The sequence below is a fragment of the Meiothermus sp. genome, assembly GCF_026004115.1.
In the GTDB taxonomy this organism is placed as follows: domain Bacteria; phylum Deinococcota; class Deinococci; order Deinococcales; family Thermaceae; genus Meiothermus.
Genome location: NZ_BPIM01000001.1, coordinates 1386073 through 1404330 on the forward strand (window position 1 = coordinate 1386073; position 18258 = coordinate 1404330).

Genomic DNA, 18258 nt, shown 5'->3' on the forward strand with positions numbered 1-18258 from the left:
GGAAGACCATGTTTAACATCCAACCTGTCTCGCAAGACTGGCTGCAAAGGGCCCTCGAGTACCACCACACCCTGACCAAGCCACCTGGCTCCCTGGGCTATTTGGAGGTGCTGGGCTGTCGGCTGGCGGCCATCCAGCAAACCCTGCACCCCCGCCTGGGCAAGGGCGCGGTGGTGGTCTGCGCCGCCGACCACGGCGTGGCCGCCGAGGGGGTCTCGGCCTACCCGCCAGAGGTCACGGCGCAGATGGTGCTCAACTTTCAGGCCGGTGGAGCGGCGATTAATCAGATTGCCCGAGCCGCCGAAGCCGAGGTCTGGGTGGTGGATGTGGGGGTGAAGGCCCCTCAGCCCCTGAGCCCAGGAGGCCCAGGCCACCGGGTTCGCCAGGGAAGCGGCAATATTCAAAGGGAGCCCGCCATGCGCCAGGCCGAGGCCCTGGAGGCTATCCAGGTGGGCGCCGAAGCCGCCAGGGCCGCCGTTGCAAAGGGGGCAAACATCCTCGCAGCGGGCGACATGGGCATCGGCAACACCACCGCCGCAGCGGCCCTCACGGCGGCCTTGCTGGGCTTGAGCGCGGAAGCGGTCACGGGGCGCGGCACCGGGGTAGACGATGCGCGGTACGGGCACAAGCTCGAGGTCGTCCGGGCCGCTTTAGCGCGAGCCCAGGCCAGGCTGGGCGAGCTGTCTAAAGCTGACCCATTGGCGGTGCTGGCGGAGCTGGGGGGCCTGGAAATCGCGGCCATTGCCGGGGTGTTTTTGGCCGGAGCCGAGGCGGGCTTGCCCCTGGTGACCGACGGCTTCCCGGTGACCGCCGGAGCTTTGCTGGCCTGCCGCATCGAGCCCCGGGTGCAGGGGTATCTGTTTGCTGGGCATCGCTCGGTGGAGCCGGGGCACACCCGGCAGCTAGAAGCCCTGGGGCTCAGGCCCATCCTGGAGCTCGATTTGCGCTTAGGCGAGGGCACCGGGGCGGTGCTCAGCTTTCCGCTTTTGCGGGCGGCGGCGGCAGTGATGGCAGGTATGGCTACATTTTCCCAGGCGGGGGTGTCGCAGACTGGAAAGCCGTAGAAATCTCGTCCTGGGCGAGATAGACATCCGTAGAGAGTCTGAAGCTCAAGGCGGAAAACAATCTCTGGATATTCTTTGGGCCAAAGACCCTCGAGGGTTCAGCGCTTCGGCGGGCGAACAAACATAGGCTGGATGGATATTCAGTGCAAAAAAATCTGTAGAATCAATCCAGGGAAGCGAAAATGCCCAAAATGCAGCTCAAGGAAAACGTGGATTATTACCTCGAGAACGGCCTGTACGTCTTCACCGAGGCGTATCATCTCAAGCGCGGCTACTGCTGTGGCTCTAAGTGCCGGCACTGCCCATACCCCAAAGAGATTCAGGCCCAGACCGTGCAACTCAGGCTCGAGGGCCATCCCATCCAGAGCCGCGAGGCCTTCGTGGCCCGTTTTGGGCCGCTTCTGGTAAAACCATAGTGTGCGCCCTTTCTGGTTAGCCGTTGGATTTCTGACCGTCTTTCCCATTCCCCATTTGGGCGAGGTCAAAGGCGGGGAGATGAAGGCGGCTTCGGCCTTTTACCCGGTGGCCGGCTACCTAATCGGGGGGGTGCTGGCCCTGGTGGCCTGGCTCACGGCGGGCCTCCCCGACGGTTTGCAAGGTGCGCTTTTGCTGGCGGTCTGGCTGGCCTCTACGGGTATGCTGCATCTGGACGGCCTGCTGGACTCTGCCGATGCACTCCTGGCCATGAAGCCCCCCGCCGAGCGCCTGCGGATTCTGGGCGATGTGCATATGGGCAGCTTTGCCTTTGGGGTGGGGTTTGTGGTGCTGCTCCTCAAGTGGCAATTGCTATCGGCTGCGCCTGAGCCGTGGCTGCTTTTGGCCCTGCCCGCGCTAACGCGCTTCGCTCTGCTTTTGCCCATGAACCTGTTCCCCGCCGCCCGCCCAGAGGGGCTGGGGGCCCGGAGCCGCGAGGGGAGAATCTTGCCGGCCTTGCTGTTTGTCTTGCCGGCTATCTATTTCTTCCCCTGGGTGGCGCTGTTAGCCATAACGTTGATGCTGCTACTGGCTTTTTGGGCCGCAAGAAGGCTGGGGGGTGGGCTTTCCGGCGATGTGTACGGAGCCTTGGTAGAGCTGGGGGAGGTGGCGGGGCTTTTGGTCGGGGTATTAATAAAGGCGTAAATGTAGTTTGAGATACACATTGGGGGGGGGGGGGGGATAGACTTAAGCTGGAAAAATCATTTCAGGAGGTGCATTATGCATAACCGAAAAGCGCTGGCTTGGCTGATGGTGGCGTTGCTGGTATTGGCGGGGTGCTCGAGCACGCCCAGGGTAGTGGAAACAAAGCCAAACCCAACCGCTGTATCCCCCGAAATCCGGGCGCAAATAGAGGCCAATCCGGAATTCCAACTCGTAGCGCGTCTGGCGGCACAGGAAGGAAAATACCTTGACTGGTCGGATTCAAGATTATCCAAAGATTCCTCGCACGGAACTTTGGTCTACATCCCGCTTTTGCTTGCTCAAGACCGCGTTCAACTGGTTGTTGTAAACTATAGTGAAAATAACATCAACATAACTGTTACGAGCGGAGATATTATCAATAACGAAGAAATGATTCTGCGCACCGTAGATTTTGACCGCAACGTGGTCGCAATGGTGCGGATTACTTCGGAATTGAGTGCCTTTTCCTCGACCTCAGTCAAGATGTACGAAATCGGAAGCATAAATAATCAGGCACAATCTCTTGATGAACTTTTCAGGCCAGTAGGGTCGAAAAAAGTGAACCTTGATGAAGTAAGTCAACAGCAGAGGCCCTGTGGTCGGGAAGAAGCACTTGTGGCAGCTGCTAGTGCCGCATATGCTGCTGCACAAGCAGCTGTAGGGCCAGCGTGCGGTTGGGGAGCACTTTTTTGGACTCCTCAATGTTGGATTGCTATAGGGGTTCTTGCATCGGCATCCATTTACCTAGGGGTTGCTTTAGGCGATTTACGTAACTGCTATGCTAGGAATGGATAGTAATTGTCAGGAGGCTGCCGTGTTTGCTGTAAGAAATCCTAAGGTACTCAACGAGGTAAGCAAGTATCTATTCAGGCTGGCTGCAAGTTTCTTCCTCATCAATGTTTTCACCAACCTGGTAATTCTCCGCAAATCGCCGGTTCTCACTGATTTTTTGTATCTTGTCATGGCGGTGGGGCTGCTGGTTTTATCGTTTACTACCATCGGTAAGGCGAAACATCCCGATCCGGATTTGCAGCCGTTCGTAGATGTATCTCTGCTCATTAGCGGCCTGCTGGTTCTGATTTCCTCGCTCATCGTAATTTTTGCAGGCTAGGAAGTATTATGCTACACAACTGCAAAGCGACAGTTTGGCTTGTCATGGGTTTATTTGTACTGTCCGGTTGCGTGGCGCCTGTCCCGGTTCCTCAACCGGGGCGCACGTACCAGGCCCAGCTTGAAGAACTGCGTGGGATGTCGCGCCTCGAGGTGAGTCCCGGCGAGGCTGTCCAGGCCGTTATGCAAGCTGTACGGGAGACCTCGCCCGAGTACTGGCGGCAGACCTTACCGCCGGAGATTCTGAGCGGTATCACTGCTCCTGATGGACGGTTGGATGCGGCTAGGGTTCGCCTCGAGACGCCGCTTAGGGTGGAAAGTCTGGTGCGCCCTACCCCCGATGAGGTGATGCAGCTCGCCGCGCTCAACCGCTCAGAGGCTCTACAGATTGCCCAGGCTACGCCTGATCTGGCTCGCTTGCGTGCGGAGAACCCCCAGGAATTCGAAGCCATGGTGGAACTCATTGCCCTGGAAAAAGCCCGTGCCCTCGAGGTGGCCTACTCGGGCTACTACGTTTTTCCCGTCCGGGTCGAAGGGGTGGGCCTGGTGGGTGAGGTTTACGTGAGCCTGGCCCGGCTGGAGGGCCGCGCGCCGAGCCTTGCGGCTGCTCAGTACCCGGCGCCCCGTTCGAGCCTGCCTTACCTGAGCCTGGCGCAGGCCCAGCAACTGTCTGGCAGTGCGCAGGGGGGGCGGCTCGTGAGCCTGTCCGGTCTGGTGGAGGGTCTCACCCGCGAGGCCATCTGGCTGTTTGGCGAGGTGGCTGTACACGCCAAGAGCGGTCAACGCTACCGGCTGACGCGCAAGCTCGAGGCTGCTGGCCTTACCGTTAGCGCTCGGGGCTTCAGGCTGGCGGTTGGGCTCGAGGTGCTTCCATGAGCAAGTGGTGGCGAACGTTGTTGCCGCGTTCCTCCTTTCAACACGGCGACACCCCAGTCCACAGTAAATGCCCAGCACGGCGGTTTTTCGCCGTACTGGGCAGTCTGCGGTGTCTCTGGCTAATACCCCGTCACGCCCCCAAGGGCAGGGCGGGTCGCAAGGTTTCGGAACGGGGGATCGAATAGGTGAGCGCGCGGGCTTGCAAGACTTCGCGGGCGGCCCGCCGTCCGCTGGCATAAGCCCCGTGTACGGTGGCGGCCCAGGCGTTGGAGGCGGTGTGCTCTCCGGCAAAGAAGAGCCGGTTGCCCACCGGCTGGGCCAGGATGCGGCGGGCCTGGGAGGCCCCCACGCTGGCCTTGCTGTAGGCCCCCAGGATGTGGGGTTCGTCCTGCCAGTGGGCCAGCCGGGCCTTGCTGGGGGTCAGGTCGGGGCGGCCCAGGGCCTGGCGCAAGGTTTGCAGGGCGTTTTTGAGGGCGGCTTCCTCCGGCAGAGCCAGCAGCTCGCGGGCCTTATCGCCGGTGGCCAGGGCGGTCAGGATCTCCACCCCTACCCCATGACCGGCGGTGCTGCTCCACCACTCGTCGGGGTTGGCCCCGGGCACGTAAAGCTCCACGATGCCCTCGGGAAAGATACGCTCTTCGAAGTGGAAGAAGAGCTTGACCGCATCGGCAATGCCCAGTTGGGCAATGGCCACCTGCTTCTCCTCGGGCAGCTCGGGGATAAAACGCACCCGTCCGGCTTTCAAAATGCCCAAAGGCAAGGTAACAACGGCCTGGTCGGCCCGGAAGACCCGCCCGTCGGTGGTGCGGGCCTTCACGCCGAAGGGGCCCCACTCGAGCGTCTCCACCACGGCCCCGAGCCGTATATCAAGCCCGGTGGCTAGCTTTATCGCCAGTCAATCGTAGCCGTCCAGGATGCGAAAATCGCCCTCCTCGGCTGATTTGTCGTACAGGAACTCGAGCGCCGCCTGGGCGCTCAATCGCCTGGGGTTGTCGAAGTCGGAGATATATTCTTGTAGCTTGTAGGGGATTTTCTGGCCCGATAGCTGATTGCGCTGCAAGTATTCAGCCAGCGACTCCTCGCCTGAAGCCGCGGGCCAGTCCACCATCCGAATATTGTTGTAGCCTCGCTCCTGGCAGCCTACCTGGGCAATGGTGCGCAGGCTTCCGTCCGGCAGGCGCACCAGGGTGTCCTCCTGCTGGTTGAAATAGTGGGTACGCAGGCCGAATTGTGCGGGGAGGGGATAGGTGGGAACCTGGCTGCTATGGATGAACTCCGCGCCAAGTTCGATGGGTACAGCGGCAAAGCTTCTATCGGTGCGGATGCGTCCTCCGACGCGGTGTTGGGCTTCTAGTACGGTAACCTGATGGTTCGCTTTCTGTAGGTCTTGGGCCGCGGCCAGACCGGCGGCTCCGGCGCCTATGACGAGCGTTTTCATGCAAATCTACCTTTTTACACTTCTGGTAACCTTTCTCCCGAGAATTGTTCTGGATGCTCGGGCATCACCCTGCCGACTTAGTCGCTCCATCGCACGGTGGCATACCGTGTGGTGGCAGTTCGTCGTGTTGCTTACGTAGCGGTGTAATCTCCCAACAAGGTTCGATTAACGTTACTGCCGACCTGTCAACCACCTCCCTTTGAACCCGATTACCCCCGTAGGGGTACATACAGTCTAGCGCGGGCCGGGTAAGCTCGATGAAGGATTACCCACAATTGGTGCCAGAAACCGTATTTTTAGCGATAGGGCAGTGAAGGAATAAGTGAATCCAGAACGGCATATCGCTTTATGTCCCAAATAAATATTTATGCAATCGGGCCGGTGTTCTATACGGGAGGCAAGCGAACCGTCCAGGACGAATAGTTATGGGGCGCTCAGTCCAGACAAGAGCGCTTGCAGGCTGACAGGGCATGCACAAAAGCGCCGGTGGATTGCCGTTTATATGCATTAAAGCCTTTTGGGCAGGGGCAGGCCCAGCAGTCCGAATATCTTCTCGAGCCGTTCTTGCTCGTACAAGAAGCCCAGGCCCTTTCGGCGTACCAGCCACGAGCGCACGGCCTGGGTGTGCTGAGGTACGCCCCGCAAGCGGCAAAGCTCATCCAAACCGTGTATTTCGGCCCCGACGGTCTCGCTGCTGTATGAGCACACCCGGCAGCCCAGGTACATGGGGTTGGCGTCATACATGAAAACCAACTGCCCCTGATAATAAGCCCAAATCAGGAGCGCACCGTCCTCGAGGTTCACCACCCCCAGGGCCGTGCACCCCAGGTGCTGGGAGAGCTGGGCGGTTAGAGCAGCAAAGCGGTCTTGCTGGGAAGAAAGGTTTTCCAGGGACATCTCGAGCTTGGGGTACACCCCCAGGGCTGGTGCATAAAGTAAATCCACGCCTTCCTCCCCCAACGGGGGAGGCTAGGTGGGGGCATAACACCCAGCCATCTCGCCTTGCTACGAGCATTTTTGCAACCCCAGGCGTCTGAAACACCCCTGGCTGAGGTTTGTGAGGGTTCACGCACCGACCCTGGGTACACCCCCAGGTGAGCACCGAGTGCACTGGCCTCGAGTTCCCCCAGTACCGCTCGGGCCGCCTCGAGGCGCACATGGCACAAAAGGATGCTCTGGTACACGACTGATTATAGAGCCAAAAAGAAAGCGCCCCAAAAGGGCGCTTTCTGGCGGGGGGTGTGTCAATCGTCGGCGGCGGAGCCTTTGCCGATGAGCTTAACCTCGACCTCCTGGTTCCAGTCCTTGCCGTAGACCGCCTTCATGATGATGTACGAGACTACCCCGGTGATGACGGGCACGATGAAGACCAGTACCCACAGCAGACCGTTGGAAAGGCTTAGGTCTACCTTGTACCCGGCCAGGGTGCTCATGATGTAAAACATCAGCATCCCGATCACAAAGCTGGTGCGGAAGGGGTGCTGGCTGGGGAGCTCGAGATAGCGCTGCTTGTTCTTGGCGTAGTCCAGGAAGGGAATCGCCAGCGCCCCCAGGATGATGATGGTGGGCACCAGGATGCCCCCCCAGAACTGCGGGCCAAAGGTAGCCCCCAGAAACTCAAAGCGCCAGTTGGCAGGAATAATCTGCAAAATCCCGTAAATCCACATGAAGTACCAGTCGGGCTTCACCGGCGGGGTGTTGGCGGTAGGGGGGCCAAAGGCCTGCACCGGGTGGGCCAGGAAAGCCCCGGCGATAAAGGTAGTGACTGCTATGTAAACCAGGAACAGAATGCCCATCATGGCCGCCTGCTGCGGGAAGAGCGGCACCCCCACAATCTTGCCCGGCGCAACCTTCTCGGCGTACTTGGGCTGGGTGTGCTTTTGCTTGATCATGATGGTCAGGTGGGCGCCGATCAGCCCGATCAGGGCCAGCGGTAGCCACAGCACGTGGATGGGGAAGAGCCGGGGGATGGTCTGGGCGTTGGTGGGCGAAAGTTCGCCCGCAAAGAGGATATCCGAAAGAAGCTTGCCCACCCAGGGGGCCGCGGCCCCAATCTCGTAGCCAATCTTGGTGGCGGTGAGGGCGTAGTTGTCGAAGGGCAGGGCGTAGCCGGTGAAAGCAGTGATGATGGAAAGCACCAGCAAAAACACCCCCACAATCCAGTTCAGCTCGCGGGGGTTCTTGTAGGCCCCGGTCAGGTGGATGCGCAGCATGTGCAAAAAGGCCGCGGCAATCATGATGTGGGCGGCCCAGTGGTGCAGCGAGCGCAGCACCGCCCCAAACGGCAGCGAGTCGATGTAGAGAATGGAGTAGTAGGCGGCCGGTACTTCTTGCCCCCCGGAGAGCGAACCCGAGACCGGGCGGATGGAAGGCTCGTAGTTGAGGGTCAGGAAAATGCCGGTTAGCACCAGGGTGATAAAGGAAAAGAGGGTAATCTCGCCCAGAAAGAACGAGTGGTGCACCGGGAAGGCCTTGCGGAAAGCCTTGGCATAAAGCTTTCCAATGCTCAAGCGATCGTCTAGCCACTGATACATGCTTCCTCCCTAGACATCGGCCCCTGGCTTGCCCAAAAACTCGCCCGCCACCACTACCTTGCCCCCTTCGACCTTGATGGGCAGTTGGGGAACGGGCGCGGGTACAGGCCCACCTACCACCTTGGCCTGGTTGTAGATGTCGTACTTACCACCGTGGCAGGGGCAAAGCCAGGTGTCGTTTTGCCACTGGCTGACGGTGCAGCCGAGGTGTTTGCATACCGCCGAGTAGGCCAGCACCCCCTCGGGCGAGGCATACTGCTTGGTTTCGGGGCTCATTTTGGCCGGGTCGGCCAGAATCACCATTAGGGTGTTGGTGATCAGGTCTTTTTTGACTACATTCTCGGGGCTTTTGGGGAAAGCGATAATGAACGGTATTTTTTCGCCTTGCGCAGCCCGCAGGTCGTCCAGGGTGATCTCCTGTTCGGCCTTGGGGCCGGTGGCAAATACCAGAATGTCGCCTGCGGCCACGGGTTCTTTGCTGGGAATCTTTTCCTCGCGCGGCACCAGGCCCGCCCCCACCCACAGGGTGGAAAGTACCGCAGCACCCGCGCTTACCCCGATGGCTGCCTGCAGAATGGCCCGACGGGTGGCTTGGGCCTGCGGGTCTTCGGGGTGGTGCTCGTGGTGATGGGCTGTGGCTTCGTGATCAGCCATTCTTAACTCCTCCAATTCGCAGTTGTTTCAAGCTTCGGGTTTGCTGTGGTCACCAGGGGAAGTCGCCTTTTTCGTCCTCGGCCAGGACTTCCTCTTGCATAAAGAATTTTTTGTAGATGGCAATCAAGATCGCGAGGATGAGCATCATTGCGCCAAAAACCCCTGCTTGTAAGGTGGTGGCGTTGTAGTAACCGATCTCAGGGTTGTTGGCAAAGACTAGGGTGCGCACAAAGAAGCCCGAAAGCACCACCAGCAGGATCGAGAGCACTACCCCCGCCACCATGGGCAGGCTGCTGGGTTCGGGGTCGTGCATGCCGGGGCGCAGTTCGGAGCCCTCGAGCCAGTTGCTCAAGAGCCCGATGAAGCCATAGGTGAAGAGCACGATGGCGAAGGCAATCAGCCCAATGTTACCCACGGTGAGGTGAGGCACGACCCCGGCCTCGTGGACGACCCGCATCTGGTTGTTCAGGTAAGCCATCAGAAACAGGGCCGCCGAAAAAACCAGGGCAAAGTAGGGCACTACGGTGTCATTCCGATACATGTCCCCTCCAGGGCTTAGCGGGCCGCCTTGAACTCATCGGGCGTCACCCCGCCGAACTTGTTGCTCCAGCTGTTCTTGATGTAGGTAGCCACGCCGGCGAGTTCCTCGTCGGAAAGTTGGGCGAAGGCGGGCATCCCGCCCTTGCCTTTGAGCAGGATGTTGATGGTGTAGGCCTTGTCGGCCACGTTTTTGCTGCCATCCAGGGCCGGGAAGACCCCCGGCAGCCCTTTGCCGGTGGCCTGGTGGCAGCCGGCGCAGCTGGCGCTGTAAACGGCCTCGCCCTTGGTTTTGAGGGCTTCGTCTACCGCAGCGACAGCGCCCCCGTGGTCGCCCCCATGTGCCCCGGCCTCGGCGGCGGCGGGGGGTTTGGCCACTTCCTCGAGGGTCTTATTGGTCACGCCGGTGGCGGCAAAGAAGAGCCAGACCCCACCCAGGATGGCCGCGGTGGCAATGGCCGCCCCCAGCCCCGGGAAGCGTTCGCGGGTGGGCTTGACATCCGGGTCGGCGACCCGCAGGGTTACGTCCAGGGTGCCCGAGACTTCTTTGCCCTCCTCGAGGCCCTGCAGCAGCACCCCGGGGGTGTTGGCCACCTTGAAGGGCACTTCCTTTACTTCTTTGGTCCCATTGGTGTAGTGGGTGACTACTCGAAGCAGGTGCTCCCCATCGCTTAGCGAGCGGGTGTCGTAGGTTACTTTGAAGGGGGGTTGGGTGAGCACCTGCACGGGCTCGGTGCCACCATCTAGATAGACTTCGATACGCTCAATTGGCATTGCTCGGTTCCTCCTGGCCAGACCTGCTTTGGGGGCCTAGGCACTGTTCCCAAGACTACCAGAAAATTAGGGGCTTATGCCCCTGTTGGTTAATCATAAAAACTTATTGTTGGGGCAAATGTCCCTAAAGCAAACTGTAACGATAAAAGATTGATGTCCTTACTACATTGTTTGGAATGATTTTTATAAATTTTTGAAACTAGTCCAAATTTTTTCCGAGCAATAAAGCTACGCTCTGGCGCACACCCGCTTCGCCGCCGGTGACCTCGAGGGCCGCCGTTCCTGCAAACCCCTCCAGCGCCCCCCGCACCCAGTCCCAGTCCACCGCACCCTTGCCGCAGGGCAGGTGATCGTCCTGGTGGCCGTGGTTGTCGTGCAGGTGAAGATGTAGCAGGCGGCTGCCCACTAGGCGGTGGTATTCTTGCGGGCCGCTGGGGCCGCGCTGGATAAGGGCGTGCCCCACGTCCAAACAGAAGCCATACCGAGGGTGGGTCTCCAGCAGCTCTGCTAGATCGCTTGGGGTTTCCAGCAGATCGGCTTCGCTTAGGCCCAGGTTTTCCAGCGCTACCGGTATGGCCAACTCCAGCCGCTCGAGTGCTTCGTTTATCAGTTGGTGGGCATGCGCGACCGCCTCGGGCAGGCGCAGGGGCACCAAGCCGGTGTGCAGTACCCCGCAGGCGGCCCCTATCTCGGCCCCAAAGGCAATAGCCCGCTGGGTGCGCTCGAGGGAAAGCTGCTGCATTTGCGGCACCAGCGAGGCGATGTTCCAGTCCACAAACGGCAGGTGCAGCGTAAAGCCCACCCCGGCTGCTCGGCCCATCTCGGCTAGCTCGCGGGCCCCGGGCAGCCGAGGGTCTATCTCGTGTTGGTCGTAGGCAATCTCCAGAAAAAGGCCAAGCTGCGCTGCCAGATCGAGGGATTTGGGGTAGCTAAGGCCAGCGGTAAGGGGGCTAAAACCTAGCTTCATACAAGGTGCGGTGCGGATTATACCCCTTTGGCCTGAAGTGCATAGCGTTACGCAGGTGGGGTATGGGGGTCGGTGCGTGAACCCTCGCAAACCTTAGCCGGGAGCGCTTCAAACGCTTGGTGTTGCAAAAATGCTCGTAGGTAGGCGCCTGGCTTGGGGTTATGCCCCCACCTAGCCTTCCCCGCTGGGGGAGGAAGGCGTGGTTTTACTTTATGCACCGGTTCTGGTAGGGGTATAGGGCTTCTATTGTGGGTGTGAATGGCTGGTACTGGCCTTCCTGGCAGCAGCACCCCGGGAGACCACCTGTACCTGCTCAAAGGCCACGCCATGAGCGCCATCCGTCATGGGCCATAGCCCCGTTACCAAAGGCGTTACCCCCCCTTTAGCCCCCAAAAACCCCGCCGCAACCGCACCCCCTTGTGGCCCAAAGCCCACAAAAGCGCCCATTCCCACACAGTGGAAGCAACTTCCAAAAATGACCCATTATGTTTTGCGCAAAATGCTATAATGCCTTTGTCGGGCTTCTCGACGGCGCTTCTTGAAAACCAAAACGTGTGATAAAAAAGGCAAACCCGCGCTATAAAAAATCCAAAAGTGCGGATTTGTAAGCATTCATCGCAAAAACTGCCATTTTCTACCCAGTTATCCACAGCCCCCTGTGGATAACTCGATTTTCTCATAAATACCCCCTTCCAGCCCCCTGTACAGGACGGCATTTAACGGGGTATGCTGTCGCAAAACCTTAGCCCCGAAAGGGGATTGCAACTCGGGCTGCCAAGAACAAGACCCCAGCCCCCATCCCCGCTAAGTCGCAAAACCTTAGCCCCGAAAGGGGATTGCAACTGAGCGTGCCCGACCGCGTGAATAAGGGCCGCGGCTGCCGTCGCAAAACCTTAGCCCCGAAAGGGGATTGCAACTTACGTCGGCAAGGACGTAAGCCCGACCAATAGGCCGGATAAGTCGCAAAACCTTAGCCCCGAAAGGGGATTGCAACCCGTACCGACCGTCAATGTAGGTAAGGCGCTCGAGAACGTGTCGCAAAACCTTAGCCCCGAAAGGGGATTGCAACTGGTAGCACGCTGATACTTCGGCTTCGGTGACGCGGGTCGCAAAACCTTAGCCCCGAAAGGGGATTGCAACGGGTCGAACATCGCCGCGGCCGGCCTTGCATGGCCGGTTGGTCGCAAAACCTTAGCCCCGAAAGGGGATTGCAACAGAATTATTATCATATTCCCTCCAAGCCCCCGCGGATAGAGGGTCGCAAAACCTTAGCCCCGAAAGGGGATTGCAACTCAGCCCTACACTGAGCGGGTTACGGTTAGGTTTAGAAGTGTCGCAAAACCTTAGCCCCGAAAGGGGAGTGCAGCTCGGAGGTTACGGGGCTTTGTGTGTGTTGAAAAATTCAACAAAAGGGGCATTTGGACGGTGTGGAGGGTCTCGCGCGTTGAATGATGTCAACTAGCAAATGTAAAAGTAAACCGTAGTGACAAAATACCCGGCCAGTTGAAAAGCAAATGCTATAAATCTTGCAGAATGGACTCGAACACTCCAAATAAACTTGCGCTGGCAGGGCTTCTGCACGACCTGGGCAAGGTTTACCAGCGGGCTTATTGGGGGCAGCCGCCTGAAGGCATTTCGGACTGGAGCCACCCGGCCTATACCGAGTGGGCCATTCGCAAATGGAAACGGCTTTTTTCCGACAACGAATGGTTGGCCCAGACAGCAGCCCGCCACCACGAGGGCTGGCGGGAAAAGCCCCAGTGGCAGCCCCAGACTCCGGAGCAGTGGTGCGTGGCCCTGGCCGATACCTATGCCTCAAAAGAGCGTAGGGAAGTGGACGAGAAGGGTGGGCATCCTATAGCAACCCCTCTCGAGCCGGTGCTAGCAGGCTTGCGGGTGCAAGAGGCGTATGGCCAGCGGGGTTGGGGCTACAGCATGGTGCGGGCCAGCCAGGAAGTGGGCCAGAAACCGGGCGAAGCCTACCCGGAGGCAAAGCCCAACATTTCGGGCGACACCTACTGGCGGGTGGCCGAGCGGCTCGAGGCGCGTCTGGCGGAGCTGGACAAGCTCAACCTGAACCTTGGGGCTTTAGTATCTAACCTGCAGGGCATTTTTCAAGAGCTTTTGTGGAACGTGCCCTCGGACACCCAGGGTGAACCGGGCGTTTCGCTTTACGACCACCTGCGGCTAACCGGAGCCATTTCAGCGGCGCTTTGGGCTTATCACGGCGGGTCGCCGAGCATCGAAGCCCTTCGGGACGAGAACCCCGAAAAGTTCTTGCTGGTGCTGGGTGATCTGGGCGGCATCCAGAGCCATATTTACCGCATCCAGGGGGCCCAGACTGGGGTGGGCGGCCTTGCTAAACGGCTTCGGGCGCGCAGCCTCGAGGTCTCCCTGGCCGCTGAGGCTATGGGCCTGGAACTCCTGCGGCGCACCGGTTTGACCACTTTACAGCGCATCATGAGCGCAGGGGGCAAGTTCTACCTGCTTTTGCCCAATACCCCAGAAGTTCAGCAGGCCCTAACCGAGGTGCGCCGGGAGTGGGAAGCATGGGCCTTGCAGCAAGGAGCTACTTTGCTACCTTTCCTGGCTGCGCATGCTTTTGCCCCGGCAGGCTTCAAGGCTTTTAGCCAGGTGCTTCAGGAAGCCCACCGCAAGCTATCCGAGGCCAAGCTCAAGCCCCTGCAAAGCCGGCTCGATGACTTTTATCTGAGCAAAGGTACGCAGAGCTTGCGCCCCTGCCGGGCCTGCGGGGTGCGGCCCGCCAAGTCCGCTACCGACGAGCTCTGCTATGGCTGTGAGCGCGATGCGCACTTGGGCCGCCTGATTCCTAAGCGGCAAGAGATCGGCTTTTTCTCTCAAAACGCCCCTGAGCCCCACTACCGCTTTCCCGGCCTGCGGGTAGCGCTGAAGGGTTCCAGTGATCACACCCTGCGCACCCGCCCGGACTTCACCCCCGCTGCCCACCCCTGGGAGGTGCGGCTTCTGGCCGGGCATGTCCCCACGCTAAAAGACGCCCTGGGCGCGGGGCGTTGGTGCGATCTGAACGAGTACCAGGTTTGGGCTAAGGAACAGAAGCTCTGGGAGGAGGAGGAAGGCGGGCGCGAAGCCAGCGACCCCCTCACCCTGGCCGAGCTGGCCGAGTTCTCTACTGGGGCAAAGTACCTGGGGGCCCTGATGCTGGACGCCGACCGCATGGGCGAGGCCTTTGCCACCGGCTTTGTGGATGAAAAGGGCCAAGACCACAGCAGCCCCAGCCGCATGGCAAGCCTTTCGCGGATGCTCGAGCTCTTCTTCGCGGGCGAGGTGCTGGAGCTGATCAAGAACCCCAAAACCTACCAGCAACGCTTGGGCTGGGACGATCTAACCGCTGGGGAAAAAGTCCGACGCTACCCCCTCATCTACTCGGTCTATGCCGGGGGCGACGACCTCTTCTTGCTGGGGCCGTGGGATGTGCTCTTGGAGTTTGCCCTGGATCTGGAAGCCCTCTACCGGCTGTTTACCCAGCACCCCAAGCTCACCCTTTCGGGCGGCTTTGTGCTGGTAAACCCCTCGCTGCCCATCCCGCTTTTGGCCGAGGCGGTGCAGGAAGCCGAGAAGGCCGCCAAAGCTGCCGGGCGCGACCGGCTCCACCTGTTCGGTCAGAGCGTGCCCTGGGCCGAGCTGCGCGGCCTGGTGGGGTGGGTGCGGGATTTCCGCAGTCATCTGCAAGCCGAGGGCAAGGAAGGCATGACCAGCGCCTTGGCCTACCGGCTGCTTCGGCTGTGGCGGCAACACCAGCAAGGCGACCCGGCCCAGCAAATGCGCTACAAGCCCTTGCTGGCCTACACCCTGCGCGAGCGGAAGGAGGAGATACGCCAGCACTACCTACGGCTAACCGACCATACCCATACAGCCTGGGCGCACCTGCCGGTGTGGGTGCAGTGGGGGCTTTATCTGGAGCGCTAAGGAGGAGATATGGAGTTCTTTGAGAACCTGGAGAAAGGCGTTTACAGGAAGGGGCTTTTTGACGAGGACGCCAAACGTTGGGCGCAGGAACTGAGGAACGAGGGCCAGGGTCAAGACAAACTTAAGTCGAGCCAGTTCCGTAACTATTTCCACGAGTTCCGCAGGCTCGAGGACGCCTTCGAGCGTTACAAGCGCGAGGCTGGGGGCGATGAGGCGCTGGCCTGGAGTCGGCTCACCTCCCAAATCGAGCTGCTGAGGGCAAAGTTGGCCTATGGGGGGCGCTCAAACGGCGGTCCTCTGCAAAAGCTTCCCAAGTTCCGAGAGAAGATGGACGAACTCTTATCAGATGCCAAGACAAGCCCCAAGCACTTCGCCGTGGTCATGTTGTTTTTGGAGGCAGTATTGGCCTATTTCTATGGTCTGGAAGGAGAGCGTGGGGGCGAAGCTGCCCCCCGTAGTCCAGAGCGGCCTGCTCAGGGGAGGAGGTACTAATGAAATTACTCGGCTACAAGCGCATCTACGGCATCATCCGGCTCAAAAGCGGGCTGCGGATTGGCATGAGCAAGGACCAGATGGCCATCGGGGACGTGGACAACCCGGTGATCCGCAACCCCCTGACCGAGGAGCCCTACATCCCCGGTTCCTCGCTTAAGGGGAAGATGCGGTATTTGCTCGAGTGGCACCTAGGGGGTGACTATATTTCCCGCTCGACCGAGAGAAATGTCTACGTGCCTGACGACCCGAAAGATCCGGTTGGTCGTATCTTTGGTAGCGCGCCTAGTAACGAGGCCCAGCGCCGAATTGCCCAAAAGCGCGGCCCCACCCGCCTGCTGGTGCGCGATGCCTACCTGACGCCTGAGTCCAAACGGGCCCTCGAGGCCATGACCGCCCGGGGCGGCTACCTGACCGAGGTCAAGCAGGAGGTGTTTATTCCCCGCATCGGCGGCAACGCCAACCCCCGCACCGCCGAGCGCGTGCCTGCCGGGGCCGAGTTCGCCTTCGAGATCGTCTACCGGGTGATGGACACCGGCGACGGCGGACAGACCGACCGAGAGAACTTCAAGCACGTACAAAAGGCCCTCGAGCTTCTGCAACTCGATGGGCTGGGGGGCTACATCAGCCGGGGCTATGGGCAGGTAGAACTCGACTACCGGGTTGAGGACAAATGAGGGTCAAGGCCTTTCACCTGGCGCTAAGAAGCATCAGCGCTCCGCCGAGCGCACCCACCCTCTGGGGCCACCTGGCCTGGTGGGTGCGCTACACGCAGGGGGAAGCGGCGCTAATAGAGTGGCTCGAGGCCTTCCGTCAGGATCCACCCTTTCTCATCTCCTCGGCCTTTCCCAGGGGCTACCTGCCCCGCCCCCTGCTGCCCCAGCTCCAAGAGAGCGACACAGAACGGCGCAAAGCACTCAAGGGTATCCGCTACCTGAGCCTCGAGACCTTCGGGCAGGTGATTCAGAAAGGCGAGCAAGCCTTGCTGGAATCACCGGAACTCAAAGAGAAGAAGGCTCCCAAGGCGACCCTCGCCACCCAGACCCGGGTGGGCATCAACCGTACTACCGGCACCGCCCAGGAGGGCATCCTGTTTACCGACCAGGTGCACTGGCTGGGTGAGCGGGAATGGACGGTGTACGTGCGGCTTCGGCGAGAGGCCGACTACCTGGCGGAAGCCTTGGCGCACATCGGCACCTTTGGCTATGGTGGTAAGGCCAGCGTGGGGCTGGGGCGCTTTGAGGTGGTGGATACCCAGGAGATGGACTTACCCGAGGCCGATAACCCCACCCACTACGTCACCCTTTCCCCCACCTTGCCCAAGGGTGAGGGGTACTGGGCCCTGGAAACCTACTGGGGCCGCCTGGGGGGTCACTACGCCCAGGCCGAGACCCCCTTCAAGCGCCCTTACCTGCGGGCCAAGGAGGGCAGCGTGTTCAAGGTGCAGCCCACAGCGGGCCTCCTGGACGTGACGCCCGAACCGGCCCCGGAAGTAGGGGTGCGGGTGTGGGAATACCTATGGGCCTTTCCATTGGGGGTGCGGGTATGAGCTTTCTGGAGAGCTACCGCTTAGAACTCGAGACCTTGGGCCCCATTCACGTAGGCATCGGGGAGGCTTTTCCGGCCTACAGCTACCTGGTAGACGAAGCCAAGAAGGAAGCCCTGATCCTGGACGCGGGGCGGCTCTTGGAGCTTCTTTCTCCCGAGCAGCAACAGAACTACCTGCTAGCCGTGGCCCAGGGTCCCAAGCAAGCCCAAAAGAGCCTGCAGTCCCTGTGGAACAGCGGCCTGCTAGACCCTACCCCGGCCATCGTGCGCCGCCTCCCCGTGACCCCAGCCTTCATCAATACCGTCAAGAACGCTACCGACGCCGCGGGCCTGGAGTTCCGCACCCTACCCAGGAGCCCGCTGGGGGCTTACCTGCCGGGCTCGAGCCTCAAGGGGGCTTTGCGCACGGCCTGGCTGTTCAAGCGGGCAGTGCAGCAAGGGCGGGATATCGAATACAAAGGTCGCTGGCAATGGGGCCAGAAGGTTCACGGAGGCGAGTGGCCCCTCATCCAGCCGCCCGAGAGGATATCAACCCCTGTTGCACAGGCCTTTGAGGCCCTGGTGCTGGATTACGCGACCGAGCGTAGCCCCAACCTTTACCGCGACCCCTTCCGCCAAGTGCGTGTGGGCGACAGCGAACCCAGCGAGAACCTTTTGCTCAACCGCATCGGGGTGTTCCACCCCAGGGGTCAGATGGACCAGACCGTAATCCTGGCCGAGATGTTCCGAGTGGGAACCAAGCTCCAAGTCACCCTGCGCCTGCACACCGGTTTAGCCCAGCAAAGGCACAAAGACACGGTTTCCCACGTCATTTCAGCCCAAGCGCTGGCCGAGGCTTGCCGGGAGTATTACCTCGAGGTGCTTCACCTCGAGCGAGAATACGCGCAAAATCACGGTCTTGCACAGGCGCTCAAGGTCTACGAGGCCCTGGATAAGCGGCTGAACCAGGATAGCCGCCTCTTCCCCCTGCGCATTGGCTTTGGCAGCGGGCGCATGTCCATCCGGCTGGCGCTCCTGCTCGATGGGGAGGAGGGTCAGGAGCCCAAAACCCGCAAGACCGCTGGGCACTCCAATCCCAAAGATGGCTTCCCGCTGGGCTGGGCCATTGCCAGGCTCGAGCCTTACTGAAAGCCTGTTTTTTCAGCCTATACTGAATCC

19 protein-coding genes and 1 CRISPR repeat array are annotated in these 18258 nt (G+C 60.4%); of the genes, 11 read left to right on the forward strand and 8 right to left on the reverse strand.

The window, feature by feature from the left end:
* Positions 1–8 precede the first annotated feature (8 nt).
* From cobT to Q0X23_RS06615, 6 genes are all read left to right on the forward strand, one after another.
* Positions 9–1064, forward strand: a complete 1056-nt coding sequence (gene cobT, locus Q0X23_RS06590) for a nicotinate-nucleotide--dimethylbenzimidazole phosphoribosyltransferase (RefSeq protein WP_297859568.1) — start codon at positions 9–11, stop codon at positions 1062–1064.
* Between the two features lie 182 nt (positions 1065–1246).
* Positions 1247–1480, forward strand: coding sequence for a DUF5522 domain-containing protein (locus Q0X23_RS06595; RefSeq protein WP_297859569.1), 234 nt, complete (start codon positions 1247–1249; stop codon positions 1478–1480).
* A 1-nt stretch (position 1481) separates the two neighbouring features.
* Entirely contained in the window at positions 1482–2183 is a 702-nt protein-coding gene (locus Q0X23_RS06600) for an adenosylcobinamide-GDP ribazoletransferase (protein WP_297859570.1), read from the forward strand.
* Positions 2184–2258: 75 nt separating this feature from the next.
* Complete coding sequence (locus tag Q0X23_RS06605) at positions 2259–3017, forward strand: hypothetical protein (protein WP_297859571.1); 759 nt, start codon at positions 2259–2261, stop codon at positions 3015–3017.
* 19 nt (positions 3018–3036) lie between these two features.
* On the forward strand, positions 3037–3333 hold the full coding sequence (locus tag Q0X23_RS06610) for a hypothetical protein (RefSeq protein ID WP_297859572.1): 297 nt from the start codon (positions 3037–3039) through the stop codon (positions 3331–3333).
* Positions 3334–3377: 44 nt separating this feature from the next.
* Positions 3378–4208 carry a hypothetical protein gene (locus Q0X23_RS06615; RefSeq protein ID WP_297859573.1) on the forward strand — a complete coding sequence of 277 codons (831 nt, stop codon included), beginning with the start codon at positions 3378–3380 and terminating at the stop codon, positions 4206–4208.
* A gap of 130 nt (positions 4209–4338) precedes the next feature.
* Here the strand turns inward: Q0X23_RS06615 and Q0X23_RS06620 are convergent, their stop codons facing one another.
* From Q0X23_RS06620 to Q0X23_RS06655, 8 genes are all read right to left on the reverse strand, one after another.
* Positions 4339–5103 carry an NAD(P)/FAD-dependent oxidoreductase gene (locus Q0X23_RS06620; protein ID WP_308446097.1) on the reverse strand — a complete coding sequence of 255 codons (765 nt, stop codon included), beginning with the start codon at positions 5101–5103 and terminating at the stop codon, positions 4339–4341.
* The gene (locus Q0X23_RS06625; RefSeq protein ID WP_297859574.1) at positions 5104–5646 is read right to left on the reverse strand and encodes an FAD-dependent oxidoreductase; all 543 of its coding nucleotides are present in this window, start codon (positions 5644–5646) and stop codon (positions 5104–5106) included.
* Between the two features lie 507 nt (positions 5647–6153).
* Complete coding sequence (locus Q0X23_RS06630; protein ID WP_297859575.1) at positions 6154–6591, reverse strand: hypothetical protein; 438 nt, start codon at positions 6589–6591, stop codon at positions 6154–6156.
* A 299-nt stretch (positions 6592–6890) separates the two neighbouring features.
* Positions 6891–8180 (reverse strand): cytochrome bc complex cytochrome b subunit, encoded by a 1290-nt coding sequence (locus tag Q0X23_RS06635; RefSeq protein ID WP_297859576.1) that lies wholly within the window; start codon positions 8178–8180, stop codon positions 6891–6893.
* Positions 8181–8189: 9 nt separating this feature from the next.
* Positions 8190–8834, reverse strand: coding sequence for a Rieske 2Fe-2S domain-containing protein (locus Q0X23_RS06640; protein ID WP_297859577.1), 645 nt, complete (start codon positions 8832–8834; stop codon positions 8190–8192).
* A 49-nt stretch (positions 8835–8883) separates the two neighbouring features.
* Positions 8884–9375, reverse strand: a complete 492-nt coding sequence (locus Q0X23_RS06645; RefSeq protein WP_297859578.1) for a cytochrome C — start codon at positions 9373–9375, stop codon at positions 8884–8886.
* A 14-nt stretch (positions 9376–9389) separates the two neighbouring features.
* Complete coding sequence (locus tag Q0X23_RS06650) at positions 9390–10145, reverse strand: cytochrome c (RefSeq protein ID WP_297859579.1); 756 nt, start codon at positions 10143–10145, stop codon at positions 9390–9392.
* Positions 10146–10344: 199 nt separating this feature from the next.
* The gene (locus tag Q0X23_RS06655; protein WP_297859580.1) at positions 10345–11112 is read right to left on the reverse strand and encodes a sugar phosphate isomerase/epimerase; all 768 of its coding nucleotides are present in this window, start codon (positions 11110–11112) and stop codon (positions 10345–10347) included.
* Between the two features lie 731 nt (positions 11113–11843).
* A CRISPR array of direct repeats spans positions 11844–12479; the repeat unit is 35 nt; unit sequence GTCGCAAAACCTTAGCCCCGAAAGGGGATTGCAAC.
* 166 nt (positions 12480–12645) lie between these two features.
* On the opposite strand from Q0X23_RS06655, the gene cas10 reads away from it, so the two are divergent.
* The 5 genes from cas10 to csm5 are packed head-to-tail and all read left to right on the forward strand — an operon-like array spanning position 12646 to position 18228.
* Positions 12646–15060 carry a type III-A CRISPR-associated protein Cas10/Csm1 gene (cas10, locus tag Q0X23_RS06660; RefSeq protein WP_297859581.1) on the forward strand — a complete coding sequence of 805 codons (2415 nt, stop codon included), beginning with the start codon at positions 12646–12648 and terminating at the stop codon, positions 15058–15060.
* 9 nt (positions 15061–15069) lie between these two features.
* Positions 15070–15552 carry a type III-A CRISPR-associated protein Csm2 gene (csm2, locus tag Q0X23_RS06665; RefSeq protein ID WP_297859582.1) on the forward strand — a complete coding sequence of 161 codons (483 nt, stop codon included), beginning with the start codon at positions 15070–15072 and terminating at the stop codon, positions 15550–15552.
* Positions 15552–16229 carry a type III-A CRISPR-associated RAMP protein Csm3 gene (gene csm3 / locus Q0X23_RS06670; protein WP_297859583.1) on the forward strand — a complete coding sequence of 226 codons (678 nt, stop codon included), beginning with the start codon at positions 15552–15554 and terminating at the stop codon, positions 16227–16229. The genes csm2 and csm3 overlap by 1 nt, the downstream gene beginning before the upstream one ends.
* Entirely contained in the window at positions 16226–17101 is an 876-nt protein-coding gene (locus Q0X23_RS06675) for an RAMP superfamily CRISPR-associated protein (protein ID WP_297859584.1), read from the forward strand. The genes csm3 and Q0X23_RS06675 overlap by 4 nt, the downstream gene beginning before the upstream one ends.
* Positions 17098–18228, forward strand: a complete 1131-nt coding sequence (csm5, locus tag Q0X23_RS06680; RefSeq protein ID WP_297859585.1) for a type III-A CRISPR-associated RAMP protein Csm5 — start codon at positions 17098–17100, stop codon at positions 18226–18228. The genes Q0X23_RS06675 and csm5 overlap by 4 nt, the downstream gene beginning before the upstream one ends.
* Positions 18229–18258: the final 30 nt, after the last annotated feature.